Raw genomic sequence first — 19,549 nt, forward strand, 5'->3', positions numbered from 1 at the left:
CTCCTTAAGGCAATAAACGCTCACGTTCCCAAAGTGATTCAACCGTTTCACGCTCACGAATCAGATGCGCCTGATCACCATTGACCATCACTTCAGCAGCACGGCCACGACTGTTATAGTTTGAACTCATTACGAAACCATATGCACCAGCTCCCAGTACTGCCAGCACATCATTTTCTTTAATGGCAAGCTCACGTTCCTTACCCAGAAAATCGCCAGTTTCACAGATTGCGCCCACCACATCCCATTCTTTTGTTTCCATATCCGTACGCGGTGTCACGGATTGAATATCCATCCATGCTTCATATAAAGCTGGACGAATCAGGTCATTCATCGCGGCATCAATGATGGCAAAGTTACGGTGATTGGTTGGTTTCAGTAAATCCACTTTGGTCAGTAACACGCCTGCATTGGCAGAGATACTACGACCCGGCTCCATATAAACTTTCAGACCCAGTTTTTCTAAAGCAGGACGCATGGCATTGGCATATTCTTCAACCGATGGCGGTGTTTCATCTTTATATGTCACACCCAGACCACCACCGATATCGATGTGTTTCAAGTTAATTCCCATGTCTTTCAGCTTATCGATCATGACAATGACACGCTCCAGCGCATCAACAAAAGGCTGGGTTTCAGTCAACTGTGAACCAATATGGCAGTCAATACCTACAACTTCAAGATTTGGCAATGACGCTGCATATTGATAAGTTTCAAATACGCTATCTGATGGAATACCAAATTTGTTTTCTTTTAAGCCTGTTGAAATATATGGATGGGTTTTGGCATCGACATCCGGATTCACACGTAGTGAAATTGGCGCTTTAACATTAAGTTCAGCCGCTACTTTCTGAATACGGTCCAGTTCGGCATATGACTCGACATTAAAACAGGCGATGCCTACTTCCAATGCCTTTTTAATATCTGCTTCTGATTTACCCAGACCTGAGAATACGATTTTTGAAGGTTCACCACCGGCTTTCAATACACGAGCCAGTTCACCGCCAGTCACGATATCGAAACCAGCACCCTGCTTGGCCAATACATTCAATACCGCAAGATTAGAGTTTGACTTTACCGCAAAACAGATTTGATGATCGATAAAGCTAAAAGCACGGTCCATATCCAGATAATGCTTTTCAAAAGTTGCTTTTGAATAAACATAAAGTGGTGTGCCAAATTGCTCTGCGAGCTGTTGCAGTGAACATTGCTCAGCATGCAATACCCCATTAATGCGGGTGAAACTCATGAATGTATCCTTTCTCTGAAAGTCTTAAGGAGATGGTGTTGAATCGGATTCAGCGGGTGCTTCAAACTGCTGTTTGACCGGCGCATCCTGTTGTTCATCTGATACTTGCGGTGCAGATTCAGTATTTTTATAGAGTAAATACTTGGCACGTTTATCGTAGTTTGGATCATTTGGAAGATGTAAAGCTCCCGACTGACCACAACCGACCAAGGCAAAACCGACTGTAATTAAACTGATGTAGCAAATGACCTGACGCATCTGACCACCTATATGAGTATTTTCGATGAAGTATAACGCGATCATCCGCATGACCAAAGCGCTAAACGCTAGAGAGTATATTCAGACATAAAAAAACGCCAGCAGATCGCTGACGTTTTTATTGATATGGATTATTTATGTTTCTGTTTATAGAAGCCTAAATATCCAATAATCAGTAAAATGAACCAGACCGGGCTGACCATCAAGGCACGACGGGTATCATCTTCCAACGATAACACACCAATCATGCCGACAAAGAAAATAATCACGATCCAGCAAGTCACCAATCCACCAGGCAGCTTGAATATGGATTTAGCATGCAATTCTGGACGAGTACGGTAATAGATCATGTAGCTCCAGATAATGATCAGCCATACACAGATAAACAGAATGGTCGATAGAGTCGTTGCTAAGGTAAATGCTTCAACCGTATTCGGCACGAAGTATTGTAATGCTGCACCGAGCAATAAACAAATCGCAGAGAAATACAAAGCATTCGCTGGAACGGCGCGCGAATTCAAACGACCAAAGGCTTTAGGTGCCTGTTCTTCACGAGATAAACCGAACAGCATACGACTGGTCGAGAACACCCCACTGTTCATTGATGACATTACTGATGACAGCACCACCAGGTTCATGATGATTGCAGCCGCCGCAATACCTGCCTGACTAAACAGATTCACGAACGGAGAAACATTTGGATTGATCTGATCCCATGGTGTCACTGACATCACAATGATCAAAGCCAGCACATAGAAAATAATGATACGGATCGGAATCGAGTTCACCGCTTTAGGCAGGTTACGCTCTGGATCTTTGGTTTCAGCAGCCGTAGTACCAACCAGCTCTACACCCACAAAGGCAAAAATCGCAATTTGGAAACCGGCTAGGAAGCCCATAGTCCCAGTCGGGAACAAACCGCCATGATCCCAGATATGGGCAAATGAAGCGACCGTACCTGCATCACTAGTAAAACCAGTAAAGATCATCCATAAACCTACAGCGATCAGTACAATAATGGCGATAATCTTGATCAAAGCAAACCAGAATTCCATTTCACCAAACAGTTTCACGGTTGCCAGGTTCAAGCCCATAATGAAGACAATAGAGGCAATACTGATCAGTACGCCTTCGCCCGGAGTAAATGGCAGGCCGTTATTGAAGAATTGCAAGTAATAGATAATGGCAGACAAATCCGCGATACCAATCGTGATCCAGCATAACCAGTACGTCCAGCCGACAAAATAACCTGCCCATGGCCCGATCAGATCGGTGGCAAAATCGATAAAAGATTTATATTGCAGATTGGATAATAATAATTCACCCAACGCGCGCATGACCAGAAACACCATAAAACCGATGATCAAATAAATCACCAGAATAGATGGTCCTGCCAGGCTAATGGTTTTCCCTGAACCCATAAACAGGCCGGTGCCAATCGCACCCCCAATGGCAATTAACTGCAGGTGCCGGTTGGACAAACTACGCTGTAGCTCACCATCTTCCGATGATGAGTGACTATATTTTTCTGACATTATTTCATTTCAACTTTGAGTTTTAATCGCGACAAATTAACGTAAAAAACCTGGAATACAAAAAGAAAATTCGCATCATTTGTATTTTCCAACTAATCTTGCAAGTTAATTTATTTTTCTTATATCAATATTCATTTATCTTTAGTCTTGGTTTTAAGGCGCAATGAATACAGGATTTTTCTTGTCAAAGCGCTGAAACTATGTAAAAAATAGAATACAAATCCGCCAATATTCGCGTTTAGGATGAGCGCGCATGGCATAGCAATTGCTTTTCAATCAACATCTCAAATAAAGCTGACACGGATAAATAAGAAGAAATTTATGCAAAATTTACAAAGTATCATGGAAACCGTCAGTGGCTGGGTCTGGGGCCCTTATATGCTGGTCCTCATTGTCGGGACCGGTATATTCCTGACCTTCCGCCTGCTGTTCTGGCAGTTCCGCATGTTACCACTGGCCTTTAAACAGGTTTTTGGCAAACACCCTTCGCATGAAGGCGATATTTCCCAATTTGGCTCACTCATGACCGCACTGTCAGCTACCATCGGTACCGGTAATATTGCCGGTGTGGCAACCGCTTGTGTACTGGGCGGCCCAGGGGCCGTGTTCTGGATGTGGATGACTGCCCTGTTCGGAATGGCAACCAAATATGGCGAAGGTGTACTGGCCGTCAAATACCGGGTTAAAAATGAACGCGGTGAAATGTCTGGCGGTCCAATGTATTACATTGAGCGTGGCCTGAAATGGAAATGGCTGGCACTAATCTTTGCGTTCTTTGGTGCTGTGGCGTCTTTCGGAATTGGTAGTTCAGTTCAGTCCAACACCGTTGCACTCGCGGTAGAAAATGGTTTTGGTCTAGAAACCTGGGTTACAGGTATCGTGATTACTGCGTTTTCTGCACTAGTAATTCTGGGCGGGATTAAGTGGATTTCTAGGGCTGCCTCTTTCATCGTACCGATCATGGCGATTGGCTATGTAGCGGGCGGTCTGATCATTATTTTCACCCATCTGGATTTAGTGGGTCCTGCACTGAAAATGATCTTCACCTATGCCTTTACTGGTGAAGCAGCGGTTGGTGGTGCAATTGGTGCCGCGATCCGTTACGGTGTGGCACGTGGTGTATTCTCAAATGAAGCTGGTATGGGCTCTGCACCGATTGCCGCTGCTGCGGCTAAAACAGATCACCCTGCTCGTCAGGGTCTGGTGTCTATGACCGGTACTTTTATTGACACGATTATTGTTTGTTCGATTACCGGTATTGTCCTGGTAATGGGCTTCATCATGGCCGGCAATGACTTTGGTGGTCAGACTGGTGCAGTATTGACTATCGGGGTATTCGACAAATTGCTACCAGGTGTTGGTGGATGGGTCGTGACTTTCGGTATTATCTTCTTTGCCTACTCCACTATTCTGGGCTGGAGCTACTACGGCGAAAAATGTGCAACCTATTTGCTCGGTGAGAAATTTGTATTCCCTTATCGCATCATCTATATCCTGTCAGTATTTATTGGCTGTGTCGCGACACTGGATCTGGTCTGGCTGTTTGCCGATACCTTCAACGGTTTGATGGCGATTCCAAACTTGATCGGCTTGTTATTGCTTTCAGGTGTGATTGCCAAAGAATCGAAAGACTTTATTGCCCGACGCAAGTCTGGTGAGCTTTATTAATTTAATCTAAAGCCCTAAAGAAAAAAGCCACTGTAAAAGTGGCTTTTTTATGGCCTTAAACTTCTAGACAGAATCAGTTTAAACGTCCAGAAAATTCATCCTCATCATGATTTAGACTCAGAAATTCCTCACGGTCTGCTTCAATCTCAAGCGCTGTTTCTAAAGACAATACAAAGAACAGCACTCCCGGAATCTTCATTTCCTCTTCGGCATCTTCCAGATGCTCACTGACCATTTGGTAAATCGGATGAGCTTCATCAAATGGTACATCGATATAAAGATCACCTGAATAACTTTCAATCACACCAGGCTGTTCTATGCCCATACAGGGTGCAAAGTTAATTTGGCGTTGCTTCAGCCATTCCATCAGGTTCTGACGTAAATGATAGGACTCGGCATCTGCATTTTCATGATCGTAATTTTCAAAATGTACAAATAATACATCACGGTCTTTTTCACGTGCAATCGCATCGATATGTTTTAAAAGTTGTGGCATGTCAGGTTTCCTGTACCCGCGATGAATTTTCTCATTATAGAAGGTATTTCACTTTCATGTAGAAAGGTAAATTCATATGCGTCATATGCTGACGTAAATCACTGACTTTTTCAGCTAAAGGTCTTGGTTTTCAGTCTCATTCACCGCTATGCTGTAGCCCCCATTCCCAATATTTATTTTCGGAAATTATGGCTAAAGTAAAAAGTGTGTACCGTTGTGAACAATGTGGAGCAGACCATCCCAAATGGGCGGGTCAGTGTTCTGAATGTGGAGAATGGAACAGTCTGGTAGAAGTCAGTATTATGCCAGCAACGACACATCGTGCTCAGCCAAAAATTGGGGGCTATGCCGGCCAGGCAGCTGCGATTACCACTTTAAATAAAGTCTCCGTTTCACATGAAACCCGGTTGCAAACAGGGATTGGTGAGTTTGACCGAGTCTTAGGCGGTGGTCTGGTCACAGGTTCTGTGGTGCTGATTGGTGGTGACCCGGGGATTGGTAAGTCAACTATCTTATTGCAAACCGCAACTCACATGGCAGCGGGTAATAGCTCAGCCCTGTATGTCACAGGTGAAGAATCTCTGTCTCAGGTGGCATTACGCGCCCAGCGTCTGGACTTGCCAACCGACCAGCTGAAAGTCATGGCAGAAACCTGTGTGGAACGCATTTGCGAGGTGCTTGCACAGGAACGTCCTGCTGTTGCGATTCTGGACTCGATTCAGACTTTATATACCGAAACCTTGCAGTCTGCGCCAGGTGGTGTATCACAGATCCGTGAGTCTGCCGCCCTATTGACCCGTTTCGCCAAAAATAGCGGCACTGCTCTGTTTATTGTCGGTCATGTGACTAAAGAAGGTGCCTTAGCAGGTCCACGTGTACTGGAACATATGGTGGACTGTGTGCTGTATTTTGAAGGCCAGTCGGATTCACGTTATCGTATGATCCGCGCAGTCAAAAACCGTTTCGGTGCAGTCAATGAACTTGGCGTCTTTGGCATGACCGATAAAGGTCTGCGTGAAGTGGCCAATCCATCTGCTATTTTCCTCAGTCGTTATGATGAAGCGATTCCAGGCTCCATCGTCATGATTAGCCGCGAAGGGACTCGTCCACTCCTGGTTGAAGTTCAGGCGTTGGTCGATGATGCCCACGGCCAGCCACGCCGTGTAGCTTTGGGTCTAGAACAAAACCGTCTGAATATGCTGCTGGCCGTAATGCATCGTCATGGTGGCGTACAAACTTCTGGTCAGGATGTCTATGTCAATATCGTCGGTGGCTTAAAGATTACTGAGACCGGTTCTGACCTGGCTGTACTTTTAGCCTGTGCCTCCAGTATCCGGACCAAAGCGCTGCCTCAGCAACTGGCTGTTTTTGGTGAAGTTGGTCTTTCTGGCGAAATTCGTCCGGTCCCGAATGGTCAGGAACGTCTGAAAGAGGCAGTAAAACACGGTTTTAAATATATTATTTTGCCGCGTGCCAATGCACCGCAAAAACCAATTCCCGGCGTGCAGGTCATTGCTGTAGCCCGATTGCATGAGGCTTTGAGTGAAGCCATGAGCCTAAGTGACGAACTCAATTAGTTTTAATCGATAAATCTTGCGAAAAGCCTAAAAAAATACACATTTTTGATTGAAATCCCCTATAAAGCCTATATAAATAGAGTATTCAAATAAGTTTTTTTCACATAGGAAAATTGAATGGAAGTTCGACAGCGTGGTTTGATTGCAGGTCTTTTAACAGCAGCATTACTGGTTGCTCCTTTAACTGCTGAAGCAAAACGTGCCGGTGGCGGTAAAAGCCATGGTATGCAACGTTCTGCTGCGCCTACTCAATCTTATCAACAACCTCGTCAAGCTGCGCCAGCACAACAGGCTCCAGCCGCTGGTGCTGCAACTCAGCAAAGATCTGGCCCAGGCGTAGGTAGTATGGTTGCTGCCGGTGTAGCCGGTGCTGCCGTGGGTGCAGTTGCTGCCAATGCGCTGGCTGATGACAAAGAAGTACAAGCGGCTTCTGAAGCTCAAGCAGCTCAACAGCAACAAGAGGAAAAAGGTGGTATTCCTGGCTGGATCTGGATTTTACTTGCTGCCGCTGTTGCCTTCTTCATTTTCCGTAAGATGGGCGCAAAAAAAAAAGTAGCTTCTAATCCATACGCTCCAAATAGTGGTGCTGGTCATTCAGCACCATTTGGTCAGACACCTCCTCGCGGTGGTGACAACACCAATATTTTTGGTCAGAACGTAGGTGGTAGCACGCCAAGCACAAATGCTCCGTTTGGTTCAGCTCCGGTAAATAACGCGCCATTTGGTGCAGCCTATACCAATAGCGGCAACCAGCTTCCAGATGGTACAGAACCTGCGACTTTCTTACGTGTGGCACGTCAACGTTTCAACCACATTCAGTCAATGAATACGGCGAGCAACATTTCAGAAATTAAACGTTACCTGACCCCTGATCTTTACCAGTCAATGTATAACGATATTATGGCAAATCAGGATCAGGACGTAGCTGAGTTCTCTAACCTGAATGCAATGGTTGTGGATTCATCAACTGAGAATGGTCAATACGTAGTAAGCGTACGCTTCACTGGTACTGTAAGTGAAGACCTGAATAGCCAACCTCAACCGTTTGCTGAAATCTGGCACTTTGTCAAGCCTGCCGGCTCTCAGCAAGATTGGGTGGTTGCAGGAATCCAGCAAGACTAAGTTTTTATCTCATTAATCGTATATCAACAGCGGCTTTCAGGCCGCTGTTTTGCTTTCTGAATCATTGAAAATTATTTAAATTTATTCTTGTTCTTTTTCTATTCATTTTATTGTTATTCCTCTAAACAAATAGCTTAGTTTGTGTGTTTTAAGCGCTATCAGTCGACTTTTATACAAAAGCCAGTTTTCAGATTGGCTTTTTTATTTTGAACCTTTTAATCTAGATACAAAGATATTTGAGATACTGACATGACTGAGCGTGTTTCTCCCCCTGCCACGCTGGCAAACCGCGCACTGGCAGGCAATGCTGAAGCCCAATTTGAGCTTGCCGAACTATATATGCAGAGCGAGCATGACGAAGACATCATGCTGGCCGAAGAGTGGGCATTGAAAGCAGCCAATGGTGGCTGGGTTGAAGCCATGTACTGGCTCGGTGAGGGTTATACGGTTTATGCCAAAGAGATTGCTGAGGAAGACCTAGAAGATTCTAAAGCTCACTTTGAGTTAGCCTATTACTGGTTGAGCAAAGCCAATTTCGAAAAACACTCTGCAGCAACTTTGGAGCTGGCTGGCTTTTACCGACGTGGTGATGTGGTCGAAAAAGATATCGAAAAATCCATTGCTCTTGTAAAGCAAGCAGCTGAATGGGGCGAAGTTCAAGCCATGCGTGATCTTGCCTTTATTTATGCCAATGGTCTTGGTGTGGTCGTTGATGACATACAGGCAGATTACTGGACTAAGAAAGCAGATGAAATTGAGCAGGACATAGAATAAATAACAAGCCCATTAGATGATGGGCTTTTTTACGAGAATAAAACTTTATTTCAGTTTTCAAATACCAGGTTATTTCTCAAAATATTTTCAAAATTTTCTTATTAGTCAGATATTAAACAATTTCGGATTGGAACCAAATTAATTTCCAAGTACAATACCCCGCTAGTCGAGGGATGCTGCGACGTTTTACAGGTACGAAATGTAAAAGCGCCAGGCTCGACGATCGGTCCAACTTTTTCTAGACAGACCAACAACGGCATCCGCGAACTGAATGATCAATTATTGTTTTTTATAAGGAGATCGTGATGAACGCGGTTAATGCTTCATTTACAGATTATAAAGTTGCTGATATTTCCCTAGCTGACTACGGTCGTAAAGAAATCAAACTTGCAGAAGCTGAAATGCCAGCCCTAATGGGTCTGCGTAAACGCTACTCAGCTGCTAAACCACTTGCTGGTGCCAAAATTCTTGGCTGTATCCACATGACTATTCAAACTGCGGTTTTAATTGAAACTCTAGTTGAATTAGGCGCTGAAGTTCGTTGGACTTCTTGTAACATTTTCTCTACTCAAGACCACGCTGCTGCTGCAATCGCTGCTCGTGGTATTCCTGTATTTGCATGGAAAGGCGAAACAGAAGAAGAATACATGTGGTGTCTTGAGCAACAGATCAATGTGAACGGCAAACCTTGGGATGCCAACATGATTCTGGATGATGGTGGTGACTTAACTGCTGTTGTTCACGAAAAATATCCTGAACTGATTGCAAAAATCCACGGTATTACTGAAGAAACAACTACAGGTGTAGCACGTCTTCTAGAAATGTGGAAAGACGGCTCTCTGAAAGTTCCTGCGATCAACGTCAACGATTCAGTAACCAAGTCTAAAAACGACAATAAATACGGTTGCCGTCACTCTCTAAATGATGCGATCAAACGTGCAACTGACATGCTGCTTTCTGGCCGTCGTGCATTAGTGATCGGCTATGGTGACGTAGGTAAAGGTTCTGCTCAGTCTCTTCGTCAAGAGGGTATGATCGTACGTGTATCTGAAATCGATCCAATCTGTGCGATGCAAGCATGCATGGACGGTTATGAAGTGGTTTCTCCATACAAAAACGGCGTTCAAACTGGCAAAAAAGAAGATATAAATGTTGATCTTCTTCAAAATACCGACCTGATCGTGACTACAACTGGTAACTACCACGTATGTGACGCTGCGATGCTAGATACACTGAAAGCTGGCGCAGTGGTTTGTAACATTGGTCACTTCGACACTGAAATCGATACTAACTACTTACGTGGTTACAAATGGGTTGAAGTGAAACCTCAAGTACACCAAGTATATCGTTCAGAAAATGAAAACGATTACCTGATCCTGCTTTCTGAAGGTCGTCTGGTGAACCTGGGTAACGCAACTGGTCACCCATCACGTGTGATGGACGGTTCTTTTGCAAACCAGGTTCTAGGTCAAATGCACCTGTTCGCTGAAAAATTTGCGGATCTTCCAGAAGACCAAAAACAAGCAGCGATTCGTGTAGAACTACTTCCTAAGAAATTGGACGAAGAAGTTGCTGCTGCAATGGTTGCCGGTTTCGGTGGTGTGCTGACTCAATTGACTCCAGAACAGGCAGATTACCTAGGCGTACCTGTTGAAGGTCCATTCAAGTCTGATGCTTATAAATACTAATTTTTGATTTCCACCTCACCCCGGCCCTCTCCTATAAGGAGAGGGAGATTTCCATTGTGAAAATTGTTATAGGGTAAATCTTAAAGACTTTAACTATCACAATGGTAGTCCCTTCTCCCTCTGGGAGAAGGTTAGGATGAGGGTAATCTATAAAATATAAGTATTTATAAAAAGGATTTGAACATGTTTAAACAGATTCCAATTTCTTTTGAGTTTTTCCCGACCAAAACCGATGCGGGTGCAGAAAAACTTAAAACCGTACATCAAGAACTACAACTGCTGAATCCAGAATTCTTTTCTGTGACGTATGGCGCGGGTGGTTCAACACGCGAACGCACTTTATCTACGATCAATGATTTTAACGGTAAAGGCACACCTGTTGCTCCTCACCTGTCTTGTATCGGCGATGATAAAGCGCGTATTGCTGAATTGCTTGATTTGTATAAATCTCAAGGGATTGATCGTATTGTCGCGCTGCGTGGTGACTTGCCATCTGGTCAGGTGGGCCTAGGTGAATTGCCTTATGCACAGGATCTGGTTCGCTTTATCCGTGAACATTCAGGTGACCATTTCCATATTGAAGTTGCCGCTTATCCTGAAATGCATCCACAAGCAGACAGCTTTGATAAAGACATTCAGCACTTTGCGGATAAAGTAAATGCTGGCGCTAATGCTGCATTGACCCAGTTCTTCTTTAATCCAGATGCATACTTCTACTTTGTAGACCGTATCCAAAAAGCTGGAATCGATATTCCGGTTGCGCCGGGTATTATGCCGATTACCAATGCCAGCAACCTGATTCGCTTCGCAGATGGTACAGGCGCAGAAATTCCACGCTGGATTCGCAAGCAACTGGCAACTTATGGGGATGACACTGCAAGCATTAAAGCCTTTGGTCATGAAGTCGTGGTGAAATTCTGCGAACGCCTGATTGCTGGCGGTGCACCAAGCTTGCACTTCTATACCATGAATACCACTGATCCAACCCGTCAACTTGTTAAAGACCTCGGTCTTGCATAAGTAAAATACCTGATTTGAGAGTAAAACTTTAATGCCGCGTTTTTTTATTGAAGCTGATTTAGCAGTAGATACCACTGTAGAACTGACTGAAACAGTGTTTCATCATTGGGTTAAAGTTTTACGTGCTCAAGTCAGCGAAAAAGCCACCCTGTTTAATGGACAAGGTGGTGAATATGAAGTTGAACTGGTCGAAGTTTCCAAAAAATCGGCTGCTGTACAGGTCAATAGCTATAACCCTACTGATCGCACACCAAAATTTAAAGCCTTGCTTGGCCAAGTCATGAGTAAAGGTGACCGCATGGATTATGCGATTCAAAAAGCGGTCGAACTGGGTGTATCTGAAATTCAGCTTTTAACCTCTGAACGCTGTGAGATGCGACTGAAATACGATCGTGATCAAAAGAAACTGGATCACTGGCAAGGTGTAGCCATTGCCGCCTGTGAACAGTGTGGAATGAATATTGTTCCTAAAATTTTAGCGCCAATGTCACTTGAAAAATGGCTGGAAACCGATCTTCCTACTACCAAACTAGTGCTAGCGCCAAATAAAGAAGAAATTGATGTACTGGCGAATGCCACGCCGGATATTACTTTGCTGATTGGCCCTGAAGGCGGCTTGAGTGAAGCAGAAATCCTAGCGGCGAATGCTCAAGGCTTTGTCAATTGGTGTATTGGTGAACGTGTCCTGCGTACCGAAACTGCTCCTGTCGTTGCTCTCGCAATTTTGAATTACACTATTTAAGCGATCAAAATTGTAAAATTTGGTTATTAATTTTATTGATTTTTATTTATAAGCACTCTACTCTTGAGTCAATAATAATGAAACATATATTGATGGATTTAAGAATCATTCAGGCTTGAATAAAAATTAAAATCTAGGATAAAAACCGTTCAGGACGAATACAAGGCACTTAATTATATGATTGATAATCAAGAGGCTTATATCAAAGAGCACTTGCATCGTGCTCAGATTGCGAACACGCTTCGACATAGCCGATATTTTCTGTTAAGTATCATGATTATTTGCCTCTATATTTTCTGTGTTTATCACATTCAATATAGCTCATCGAATAGTTACTTTAATCTCTGGTTTATCCTGACTGAAATTACCGTTAGTATGTGCTGGCTCATCAATACCTTGTATTTTAAGCCTGAACAATATCAACTGAAAAATGCACATTACTGGTTACAGATTCAGAGCCTTGCGGTAGGTTGCTGTATCGCTTCCGGTATTTCTCTGACTTATTATTACCTACCACAGGCCAATATCAATTTTGATGAAATAGAAGCACTCACCCTTTCGGCTTTGCTATTAATCGTGACTCAAGCTTTTGGTCTGACTTATTTAACCCAGAAGCTCAGTTACTTTTCACTGGTATTTTTACCTTCATTGGTACCCTTTTTACTCTTTCAGTTTTTTCATATCTCGGGTGCCAATCCGGTCTTTGGTCTGGCACTAAATTTTGCAGTCATTGTGATCCTGCTCTGTGCCAATAGTACCTATCGTATTCATACCCGTACTTCCCGCCTTTATGCAGAAAATGAATTGCTGGTGAGTAATGCCGAACAGCAGGTCGCCTGGACTGATGAGCTATGCAAACAGCTACAAACTGAAGTCAATAAATCCAAAGATATTAAACTGGAGCTACAACTCAGCAACCAGCTACTGGAACAGAAAGTTCGTGAACGTACCTATGATATTGAACAGATTAATATTGATCTGAAAAACCAGCAACAAAACCTTGAGCTGACTCATGAAATTGCCGGCATTCGTCCATGGGACTGGAATATCAAAGACCGCAGTATTTTGCTGACCAATCATAAAGATGAGAAAGTACAACGGAAATCCAGCGAACATCATTTACAGTTACAGCATATGATTCATCCTGATGATCTGGCTGCGTTCAAAAGCAATATGAAACAGCATTTGCGTGGGAAAACTGAGCGCTATGAAGTAACTTACCGGATTCAGCAAGCACCGGGAGTCTGGAGCTGGGTACATGATGTAGGCCGGGTGATCAGTCGCGATCCTGAAACTCACCGCCCTTTACGCATGGTCGGAATTTTGCGTGATATTCAGCAGGAACGTAGTTCTCAAGAACGCCTGAAACTGGCAGCCAGTGTGATCGAGCAGGCGGCTGAAGGAATCTTCATCCTAAATGATGAATTACGTTATATCGAAGTAAATCCTTATTTCGAAAATTTGTCCGGTTTTGAACGTAATGACATCTTGGGTAAATATCTATTTGATATCACCGCGAGTCATAAATCACAGCAGCGCAGCATTCATTCCAACATCATCAAGCAAGTCGTGAAAATCGGTTCCTTTGATGGCGAACTGAGTGAAAAATTCCTGTCTGGCAAAGAGATGCCACTCTGGTTACATATCAATGCGATTACTGATGATGAAGGTCGTATCACCCACTATATCGGCATTGTTTCTGATCTGACTGAGCGTAAATTACAGGAACAGCGCCTGTCTTATCTGGAAAATTATGACACGCTAACTGATTTGCCAAACCGTTTTTACTATAACTACCAGTTGCATCAGTATCTGATGACACAAAAAGATTCCATCAAGAAAATGGCGGTGATCCGACTCAATATCGACCGTTTCCGTCCATTGAATGAATACCTGTCTAATAATGGTGGTGATGAGCTGTTGCGTCAGGTGGCACAACGCTTACGTCTGACCAATGCTGAAGCCCTGTTTGTGGCCCATCTAAATGGTGACGATTTTGCGATTCTGTATGAAATCTCGCATATTCGCACGTCTGTACAGGAACACTGTCAACGAATTGCTGAAGCCTTCCAAGCTCCTTTCCATATTTTTGGACAAGATTATGTGATTACCCTATCGATGGGCGTGGCTTTCTATCCGGATCATGGCCGTCAGCTAGATTATTTGAATAACTGTGCTGAACAGGCGCTGAGTGAAGCCAAAAATCTCGGCGGGAATACTATCCATTTCTACTCCAATGAAAATACAGCTTTGCTAGAGCAAGGAATTTTCATTGAACGCGATCTGCGTAAAGCCATCCAGAATGGTGAACTGGTAGTCTACTATCAACCAAAAATTAATTTCAATGACCAGCACATTTATGGCTTTGAAGCTTTAGTGCGCTGGAAACATCCAGAGAAAGGTATTATCCCACCTGACCTGTTTATTCCTTTAGCGGAACAGACCAGCCTGATTTCCGAGATCGGTCGTTTGGTGATTCAGCAAACTGCTAAACAGATTCGTGAATGGAATGATCTTGGCTTTCATAATATCTGTGTCTCTGTGAATATCGTGGCGCAGCAACTGCGTCGTGGTCAGTTACTTGATGATCTGGATCAGGCCATTACCGAAAACCAGATTTCTGGCACCAGTCTGGAACTGGAAATTACTGAATCTTCACTGATTGAAAACTCTGAATCTGTCAAAAATCTGCTGAACCAGATCAAGCAGCGCCAGATTAATATCTCGCTAGATGACTTCGGAACTGGTTATTCTTCTTTATCCTATCTTGCCGATTTTCCTATTGACATTCTCAAAATTGACCGCAGTTTTGTCTCTAAAATTGGCGAACATAAACAGGAAGCGATTGTCAGTGCCATGGTCGCGATGGGTAAAGCTATGGGCATGACTGTCGTCGCTGAAGGTATTGAAACTGAAGAACAGCTGCAATATCTACGTGATTTAGATTGTGATATTGCCCAAGGTTACTTCTTCTCCAAACCATTGCCTGAACTGGAAGCAACTGCATATTTAGAACAGAATCGCGTCGCTGAAACTTATATATATCAAGTCTAAGTCTATATCTACCTCGAATAAGATTGTCGCAAAAATGGTCGACTTTGACTGGGCTAAGTGCTTAACAAATGTTATATTCAGAGGTATAAATGCAATTTTTTACCCGCTTTCTGGGTAATCTTTACAACGATAGAGATACAGATGGACGAACAATCTTTAAAGCAGCAGGCTCTTTACTATCACGAATTCCCTACTCCAGGAAAAATCAGCGTTACACCAAGCAAACAATTGGTCAACCAACGTGACTTAGCCCTTGCTTACTCGCCTGGCGTTGCCGCACCATGTCTTGAGATTGAACGCGATCCTTCAACAGCTGCACTGTATACCGCACGCGGTAATCTGGTTGCAGTGGTCAGTAACGGTACAGCAGTTCTTGGTTTGGGTAATATTGGCCCACTGGCGTCTAAACCGGTCATGGAAGGTAAAGGCGTACTGTTCAAAAAATTTGCGGGTGTTGATGTATTCGATATCGAAATTGCTGAAAATGATCCAGACAAGATTGTTGATATTGTCGCTTCTCTAGAACCCACTTTTGGCGGGATCAACCTGGAAGATATCAAGGCTCCAGAATGTTTCTACATTGAACAGAAACTTCGTGAACGCATGAAAATTCCTGTGTTCCACGATGACCAACATGGTACTTCAATCATTGTAGGTTCTGCTCTTCTTAATGCTTTGCAATTAAACGGCAAAAAAATTAATGAAATCAAGATCATTGCTTCAGGTGCCGGTGCTGCTGCCCTGTCTTGCTTGAACTTGCTTTGTGCCCTTGGCGTGAAAAAAGAAAATATCATCGTTGCTGACTCACGTGGTTTATTGACAACTAAACGTGAAGGTCTGGACGAATCTAAAAAAGCATATGTACAAGACATTGATGCCTCTCAGATCGGTGACGTGATTGCAGGTGCAGATATGTTCCTGGGTCTTTCTGCAGCCGGTATTCTCACCAAAGAAATGGTGAAACTGATGGCCAAAGATCCAATTATCTTTGCCTTGGCGAACCCAGATCCAGAAATTCTGCCTGAACATGCACACGAAGTTCGTGATGACGTGATCATGGCAACTGGCCGTTCTGACTATCCAAACCAGGTAAACAATGCACTGTGCTTCCCTTATATCTTCCGTGGTGCATTAGACGTTGGTGCAACCACCATTAATGAAGAGATGAAAATTGCCTGCGTACACGCGATTGCACGTATGGCACACGTAGAAGCAGATGCTGCATCTTATGGTGAAAAATCAGCTTCTTTCGGCCGTGATTACCTGATTCCTGGTCCACTGGATCAACGCCTGATTCTGGAAATTGCGCCTGCAGTTGCACAAGCTGCAATGGATTCTGGCGTGGCGACTCGTCCGATTCAGGATTTCTCGGCATATCGTCAACGTTTGTCTGAGTTTGTGTATAACTCAGCCTTCATGATGAAACCAATCTTTGCACAAGCTAAAACAGATCCTAAACGTATCGCTTATGCAGAAGGTGAAGACCTGCGCGTACTTCGTGCTGCACAAATTGCAGTGGATGAAGGCTTGGCAAAACCGATTCTGGTGGGTCGTCCAGCAGTCATCGAAGCCAATATCAAGAAATTGGGCTTACGTCTTGAAGATGGTGTCAACATCACCATCGTGGATCAGGAAAAGAACCCGGATTACGAAAAATTTGCAGACGACTATTATAACCTGATGCAACGTAAAGGTGTAACGCCTGAATATGCACACCGTGAAGCGCGTCGCCGTTCTACCCTGATCGCTGCGATGCTGGTACGTCATGGCATGGCGGACGGTATGTTATGTGGTACGTACTCAAGCTACGACATCCATCTGGACTTTGTCAGCAATGTCATCGGCAAACAGGATGGCCATAATACCTTCTTCACCTTAAACGCATTAATGCTGGAAGAGCGTAACCTGTTCATCGCGGATACCTACATCAACCGTAATCCAACGGCTGAACAGCTTGCTGAGATGACGATTCTGGCTGCTGAAGAAGTACGTCGTTTCGGTATTACACCGCGTGTTGCCCTACTTTCTCACTCTAGCTTCGGTTCAGACCAGCACGATGCCAGCGCACAAAAAATGCGCCGTGTATATGAAATCCTTTCTGAAACTGCACCTGAGCTTGAAGTTGAAGGTGAAATGCATGGTGATGCAGCACTGGACGAAAATATCCGTCAGTTTGCATTCCCGAACTCTCGTTTCAAAGGTTCTGCAAACTTGCTGATCATGCCAAATCTGGATGCAGCCAATATTTCGTTTAACCTGTTAAAAGCAACTTCAGGTAACAACGTGACCATTGGTCCTATCCTGCTTGGTGCTGCGAAACCTGTTCATATCTTGACACCAACTGCAACGACTCGTCGCGTAGTGAATATGACTGCGTTAACTGTCGCTGAAATTCAGGAAGCAGAAAAAAACGCGCTCTAAGGAATGTACGCATTAGCGTAACTTCTTGACTTGAGAAAACCTCTATTCTGTAGCATGATGCTTGTAAGAATAGAGGTTTTTTCATGCAAGTTTATTTAGTAGGCGGTGCAGTTCGGGATCATTTACTTGGACACCCCTATCACGAAAAAGATTATGTGGTTGTCGGCGCGACGCCGGAACAATTGCTTGCTGAAGGTTTTCAACCTGTTGGCAAGGACTTCCCTGTTTTTCTTCACCCTGAAACCAAAGACGAATATGCTCTGGCACGTACCGAACGCAAGTCTGGCTATGGTTATCATGGTTTCGAATTTTATACCGATATTAATGTTACCTTGGAAGAGGATCTGATCCGCCGTGACCTGACCATCAACGCCATGGCCATGGATGATTCAGGCAAGATTTATGATCCTTATGGCGGTCAAAAAGATCTGGCTGATCGTGTACTGCGTCATGTATCAGAAGCTTTTGTCGAAGATCCTTTACGTGTTTTAAGGATTGCCCGCTTTGCTGCGCGTTATCAACATCAGGGTTTTAGCATTGCAGAAGAAACGTTGGTGCTGATGAAGCAGCTGGCGGAATCGGGCGAGCTTAATGCATTGACACCTGAGCGGGTCTGGAAAGAAACCACACGCGCACTGATGGAACAAGATGCAGATGTGTATTTTGAAGTATTACGTAGTTGTGGTGCTTTAAAAGTACTGTTCCCGGAACTGGATGCCTTATACGGCATTCCGCAACGTCCTGAATATCATCCGGAAATTGACTGTGGTATTCATACCATGATGTCTTTACAGCAAGCCTGTCGTCAAAATTATAGCTTAGAGGTGCGTTTTGCGGTTCTGGTTCATGACCTGGGTAAGGCATTAACCCCTGTGGAAGAATTGCCACGCCATATCATGCATGAAGAACGTGGGATTAAACCGGTAAATGAGCTGTGTGAACGTTTAAGAGTTCCGACTCATACCAAACAACTGGCATTGGCAGTTTGTAAAGAACACTTAAAATGCCATCAGGCTTTTAACTTAAAACCTGGCACTTTATGGCGTTTATTACAGCGTCTAGATGTATTGCGTCGTCCTGAACGTGTTGAAGATTTTGTACAGGCCTGTGAATGTGACTCTCGCGGCCGCTTGGGGTTGGAAAATCGTGCTTATCCTCAGGCTCAATACGTGCTGGATGCCATGCAGGTGGTTCGCAGTATTAAAGCTCAAGATTTGCCACCAGAAATTCAAGGTCCGGATATTGGTGAGATGCTAATTGAACGACGGATTGCCGCTCTGGCAGAACTGAAAGAACAGCATAGTGCCATACTTTAAACATCAGGCTCCTTCGGGAGCCTTTTAATATCTCGAATCGCACTCATCTCGATTTTCTATATAGATAGCAATAATTCTTTGAAGTTACCCTGTATTTTCAACATTTAAGCAAAGTAAATATTGATTATGATTGATATTATTCTTAGCTAAGAACATCTCTAATGACTTATCACATTGGTCAACTGGATCTTGAAAAAGACCTGCATGACGTTCATCAACTCACGATTCAGCTTGGCTATCCCTCTACGCTGGAAAAAATCAAACAGCGTTGGGAGTATCTCCATCAAGACAGCCATTATCAGACACTGGTTGTAGAACAGAATTCACATGTGATCGGCTATGCCGATTTTATTCAGGAATACACTTGGGAATTTGACGGTGGATATTTAAGGATTCAGGCTTTTGTAATTGATCAGGCCCATCGTGGAAAAGGTATTGGCAAGCAACTGATGGCTGCTATTGAACAGATTGCAAAAGAGCAAGGCTTCAAGATGATTCAGCTCAACAGCGGAAAACGCGAAGAACGCCATCCTGCGCATGCCTTTTATCAAGGACTGGGATTTGACAGTTATAGTATTGGATTTCGTAAGCATCTGGATCAGCCAGTCATGTGACCAGCTGATCAATCG

Annotated in this window: 15 protein-coding genes; 11 read left to right on the forward strand and 4 right to left on the reverse strand. The window is 43.9% G+C overall.

Going from position 1 to position 19,549, the window contains the following annotated elements; translation table 11 throughout:
* Positions 1 to 4: 4 nt before the first annotated feature.
* The 3 genes from lysA to ACEWB7_RS00805 all read right to left on the reverse strand — a co-directional run bounded on the left by lysA (position 5) and on the right by ACEWB7_RS00805 (position 3,042).
* Positions 5 to 1,249 carry a diaminopimelate decarboxylase gene (gene lysA, locus ACEWB7_RS00795; RefSeq protein WP_175967966.1) on the reverse strand — a complete coding sequence of 415 codons (1,245 nt, stop codon included), beginning with the start codon at positions 1,247 to 1,249 and terminating at the stop codon, positions 5 to 7.
* A gap of 24 nt (positions 1,250 to 1,273) precedes the next feature.
* Positions 1,274 to 1,507, reverse strand: a complete 234-nt coding sequence (lptM, locus tag ACEWB7_RS00800) for an LPS translocon maturation chaperone LptM (protein WP_005236736.1) — start codon at positions 1,505 to 1,507, stop codon at positions 1,274 to 1,276.
* A 131-nt stretch (positions 1,508 to 1,638) separates the two neighbouring features.
* Positions 1,639 to 3,042 carry an amino acid permease gene (locus ACEWB7_RS00805; protein ID WP_411580338.1) on the reverse strand — a complete coding sequence of 468 codons (1,404 nt, stop codon included), beginning with the start codon at positions 3,040 to 3,042 and terminating at the stop codon, positions 1,639 to 1,641.
* A gap of 321 nt (positions 3,043 to 3,363) precedes the next feature.
* Between ACEWB7_RS00805 and ACEWB7_RS00810 the strand changes: the two genes are divergently transcribed.
* Positions 3,364 to 4,710: an alanine/glycine:cation symporter family protein gene (locus ACEWB7_RS00810; protein ID WP_175967968.1), complete on the forward strand. Its 1,347-nt coding sequence runs from the start codon at positions 3,364 to 3,366 to the stop codon at positions 4,708 to 4,710.
* Positions 4,711 to 4,783: 73 nt separating this feature from the next.
* On the opposite strand, the gene ACEWB7_RS00815 is transcribed toward ACEWB7_RS00810, so the two are convergent.
* Positions 4,784 to 5,206: a hypothetical protein gene (locus ACEWB7_RS00815; protein WP_411580339.1), complete on the reverse strand. Its 423-nt coding sequence runs from the start codon at positions 5,204 to 5,206 to the stop codon at positions 4,784 to 4,786.
* Between the two features lie 188 nt (positions 5,207 to 5,394).
* Between ACEWB7_RS00815 and radA the strand changes: the two genes are divergently transcribed.
* The 10 genes from radA (at position 5,395) to ACEWB7_RS00865 (ending at position 19,534) form a co-directional block, all read left to right on the forward strand.
* Positions 5,395 to 6,783, forward strand: coding sequence for a DNA repair protein RadA (radA, locus tag ACEWB7_RS00820; RefSeq protein WP_175967970.1), 1,389 nt, complete (start codon positions 5,395 to 5,397; stop codon positions 6,781 to 6,783).
* Positions 6,784 to 6,900: 117 nt separating this feature from the next.
* Positions 6,901 to 7,905: a Tim44 domain-containing protein gene (locus ACEWB7_RS00825; protein ID WP_125278459.1), complete on the forward strand. Its 1,005-nt coding sequence runs from the start codon at positions 6,901 to 6,903 to the stop codon at positions 7,903 to 7,905.
* Between the two features lie 249 nt (positions 7,906 to 8,154).
* Positions 8,155 to 8,679: a tetratricopeptide repeat protein gene (locus ACEWB7_RS00830; RefSeq protein WP_175967972.1), complete on the forward strand. Its 525-nt coding sequence runs from the start codon at positions 8,155 to 8,157 to the stop codon at positions 8,677 to 8,679.
* A gap of 305 nt (positions 8,680 to 8,984) precedes the next feature.
* Positions 8,985 to 10,367, forward strand: a complete 1,383-nt coding sequence (gene ahcY / locus ACEWB7_RS00835) for an adenosylhomocysteinase (RefSeq protein ID WP_208462074.1) — start codon at positions 8,985 to 8,987, stop codon at positions 10,365 to 10,367.
* Between the two features lie 183 nt (positions 10,368 to 10,550).
* On the forward strand, positions 10,551 to 11,387 hold the full coding sequence (gene metF / locus ACEWB7_RS00840; protein ID WP_175967974.1) for a methylenetetrahydrofolate reductase [NAD(P)H]: 837 nt from the start codon (positions 10,551 to 10,553) through the stop codon (positions 11,385 to 11,387).
* 31 nt (positions 11,388 to 11,418) lie between these two features.
* Positions 11,419 to 12,129 carry a 16S rRNA (uracil(1498)-N(3))-methyltransferase gene (locus ACEWB7_RS00845; RefSeq protein ID WP_175967975.1) on the forward strand — a complete coding sequence of 237 codons (711 nt, stop codon included), beginning with the start codon at positions 11,419 to 11,421 and terminating at the stop codon, positions 12,127 to 12,129.
* A gap of 177 nt (positions 12,130 to 12,306) precedes the next feature.
* Positions 12,307 to 15,183 (forward strand): putative bifunctional diguanylate cyclase/phosphodiesterase, encoded by a 2,877-nt coding sequence (locus ACEWB7_RS00850; protein WP_175967976.1) that lies wholly within the window; start codon positions 12,307 to 12,309, stop codon positions 15,181 to 15,183.
* A gap of 141 nt (positions 15,184 to 15,324) precedes the next feature.
* Positions 15,325 to 17,604, forward strand: coding sequence for an NADP-dependent malic enzyme (locus ACEWB7_RS00855; protein ID WP_175967977.1), 2,280 nt, complete (start codon positions 15,325 to 15,327; stop codon positions 17,602 to 17,604).
* Between the two features lie 83 nt (positions 17,605 to 17,687).
* On the forward strand, positions 17,688 to 18,920 hold the full coding sequence (locus tag ACEWB7_RS00860) for a multifunctional CCA addition/repair protein (RefSeq protein WP_175967979.1): 1,233 nt from the start codon (positions 17,688 to 17,690) through the stop codon (positions 18,918 to 18,920).
* 161 nt (positions 18,921 to 19,081) lie between these two features.
* Positions 19,082 to 19,534 carry a GNAT family N-acetyltransferase gene (locus ACEWB7_RS00865; protein ID WP_175967980.1) on the forward strand — a complete coding sequence of 151 codons (453 nt, stop codon included), beginning with the start codon at positions 19,082 to 19,084 and terminating at the stop codon, positions 19,532 to 19,534.
* Positions 19,535 to 19,549 lie beyond the last annotated feature (15 nt).

Origin of the sequence: Acinetobacter sp. NIOH-H-8 (assembly GCF_046635365.1) — a bacterium.
Classification (GTDB): Bacteria; Pseudomonadota; Gammaproteobacteria; order Pseudomonadales; family Moraxellaceae; genus Acinetobacter.

What these genes read in the sequence shown, in the direction of transcription:
- metF (WP_175967974.1), top strand. Translation starts at nt 10,551, where the DNA reads ATGTTTAAACAGATTCCAATTTCTTTTGAGTTTTTCCCGACCAAAACC.
- ACEWB7_RS00855 (WP_175967977.1), top strand. Translation starts at nt 15,325, where the DNA reads ATGGACGAACAATCTTTAAAGCAGCAGGCTCTTTACTATCACGAATTC.
- radA (WP_175967970.1), top strand. Translation starts at nt 5,395, where the DNA reads ATGGCTAAAGTAAAAAGTGTGTACCGTTGTGAACAATGTGGAGCAGAC.
- ACEWB7_RS00825 (WP_125278459.1), top strand. Translation starts at nt 6,901, where the DNA reads ATGGAAGTTCGACAGCGTGGTTTGATTGCAGGTCTTTTAACAGCAGCA.
- ACEWB7_RS00865 (WP_175967980.1), top strand. Translation starts at nt 19,082, where the DNA reads ATGACTTATCACATTGGTCAACTGGATCTTGAAAAAGACCTGCATGAC.
- ACEWB7_RS00815 (WP_411580339.1), bottom strand. Translation starts at nt 5,206, where the DNA reads ATGCCACAACTTTTAAAACATATCGATGCGATTGCACGTGAAAAAGAC.
- lysA (WP_175967966.1), bottom strand. Translation starts at nt 1,249, where the DNA reads ATGAGTTTCACCCGCATTAATGGGGTATTGCATGCTGAGCAATGTTCA.
- ACEWB7_RS00850 (WP_175967976.1), top strand. Translation starts at nt 12,307, where the DNA reads ATGATTGATAATCAAGAGGCTTATATCAAAGAGCACTTGCATCGTGCT.
- ACEWB7_RS00810 (WP_175967968.1), top strand. Translation starts at nt 3,364, where the DNA reads ATGCAAAATTTACAAAGTATCATGGAAACCGTCAGTGGCTGGGTCTGG.
- ACEWB7_RS00845 (WP_175967975.1), top strand. Translation starts at nt 11,419, where the DNA reads ATGCCGCGTTTTTTTATTGAAGCTGATTTAGCAGTAGATACCACTGTA.
- ACEWB7_RS00860 (WP_175967979.1), top strand. Translation starts at nt 17,688, where the DNA reads ATGCAAGTTTATTTAGTAGGCGGTGCAGTTCGGGATCATTTACTTGGA.
- ahcY (WP_208462074.1), top strand. Translation starts at nt 8,985, where the DNA reads ATGAACGCGGTTAATGCTTCATTTACAGATTATAAAGTTGCTGATATT.
- lptM (WP_005236736.1), bottom strand. Translation starts at nt 1,507, where the DNA reads ATGCGTCAGGTCATTTGCTACATCAGTTTAATTACAGTCGGTTTTGCC.
- ACEWB7_RS00805 (WP_411580338.1), bottom strand. Translation starts at nt 3,042, where the DNA reads ATGTCAGAAAAATATAGTCACTCATCATCGGAAGATGGTGAGCTACAG.
- ACEWB7_RS00830 (WP_175967972.1), top strand. Translation starts at nt 8,155, where the DNA reads ATGACTGAGCGTGTTTCTCCCCCTGCCACGCTGGCAAACCGCGCACTG.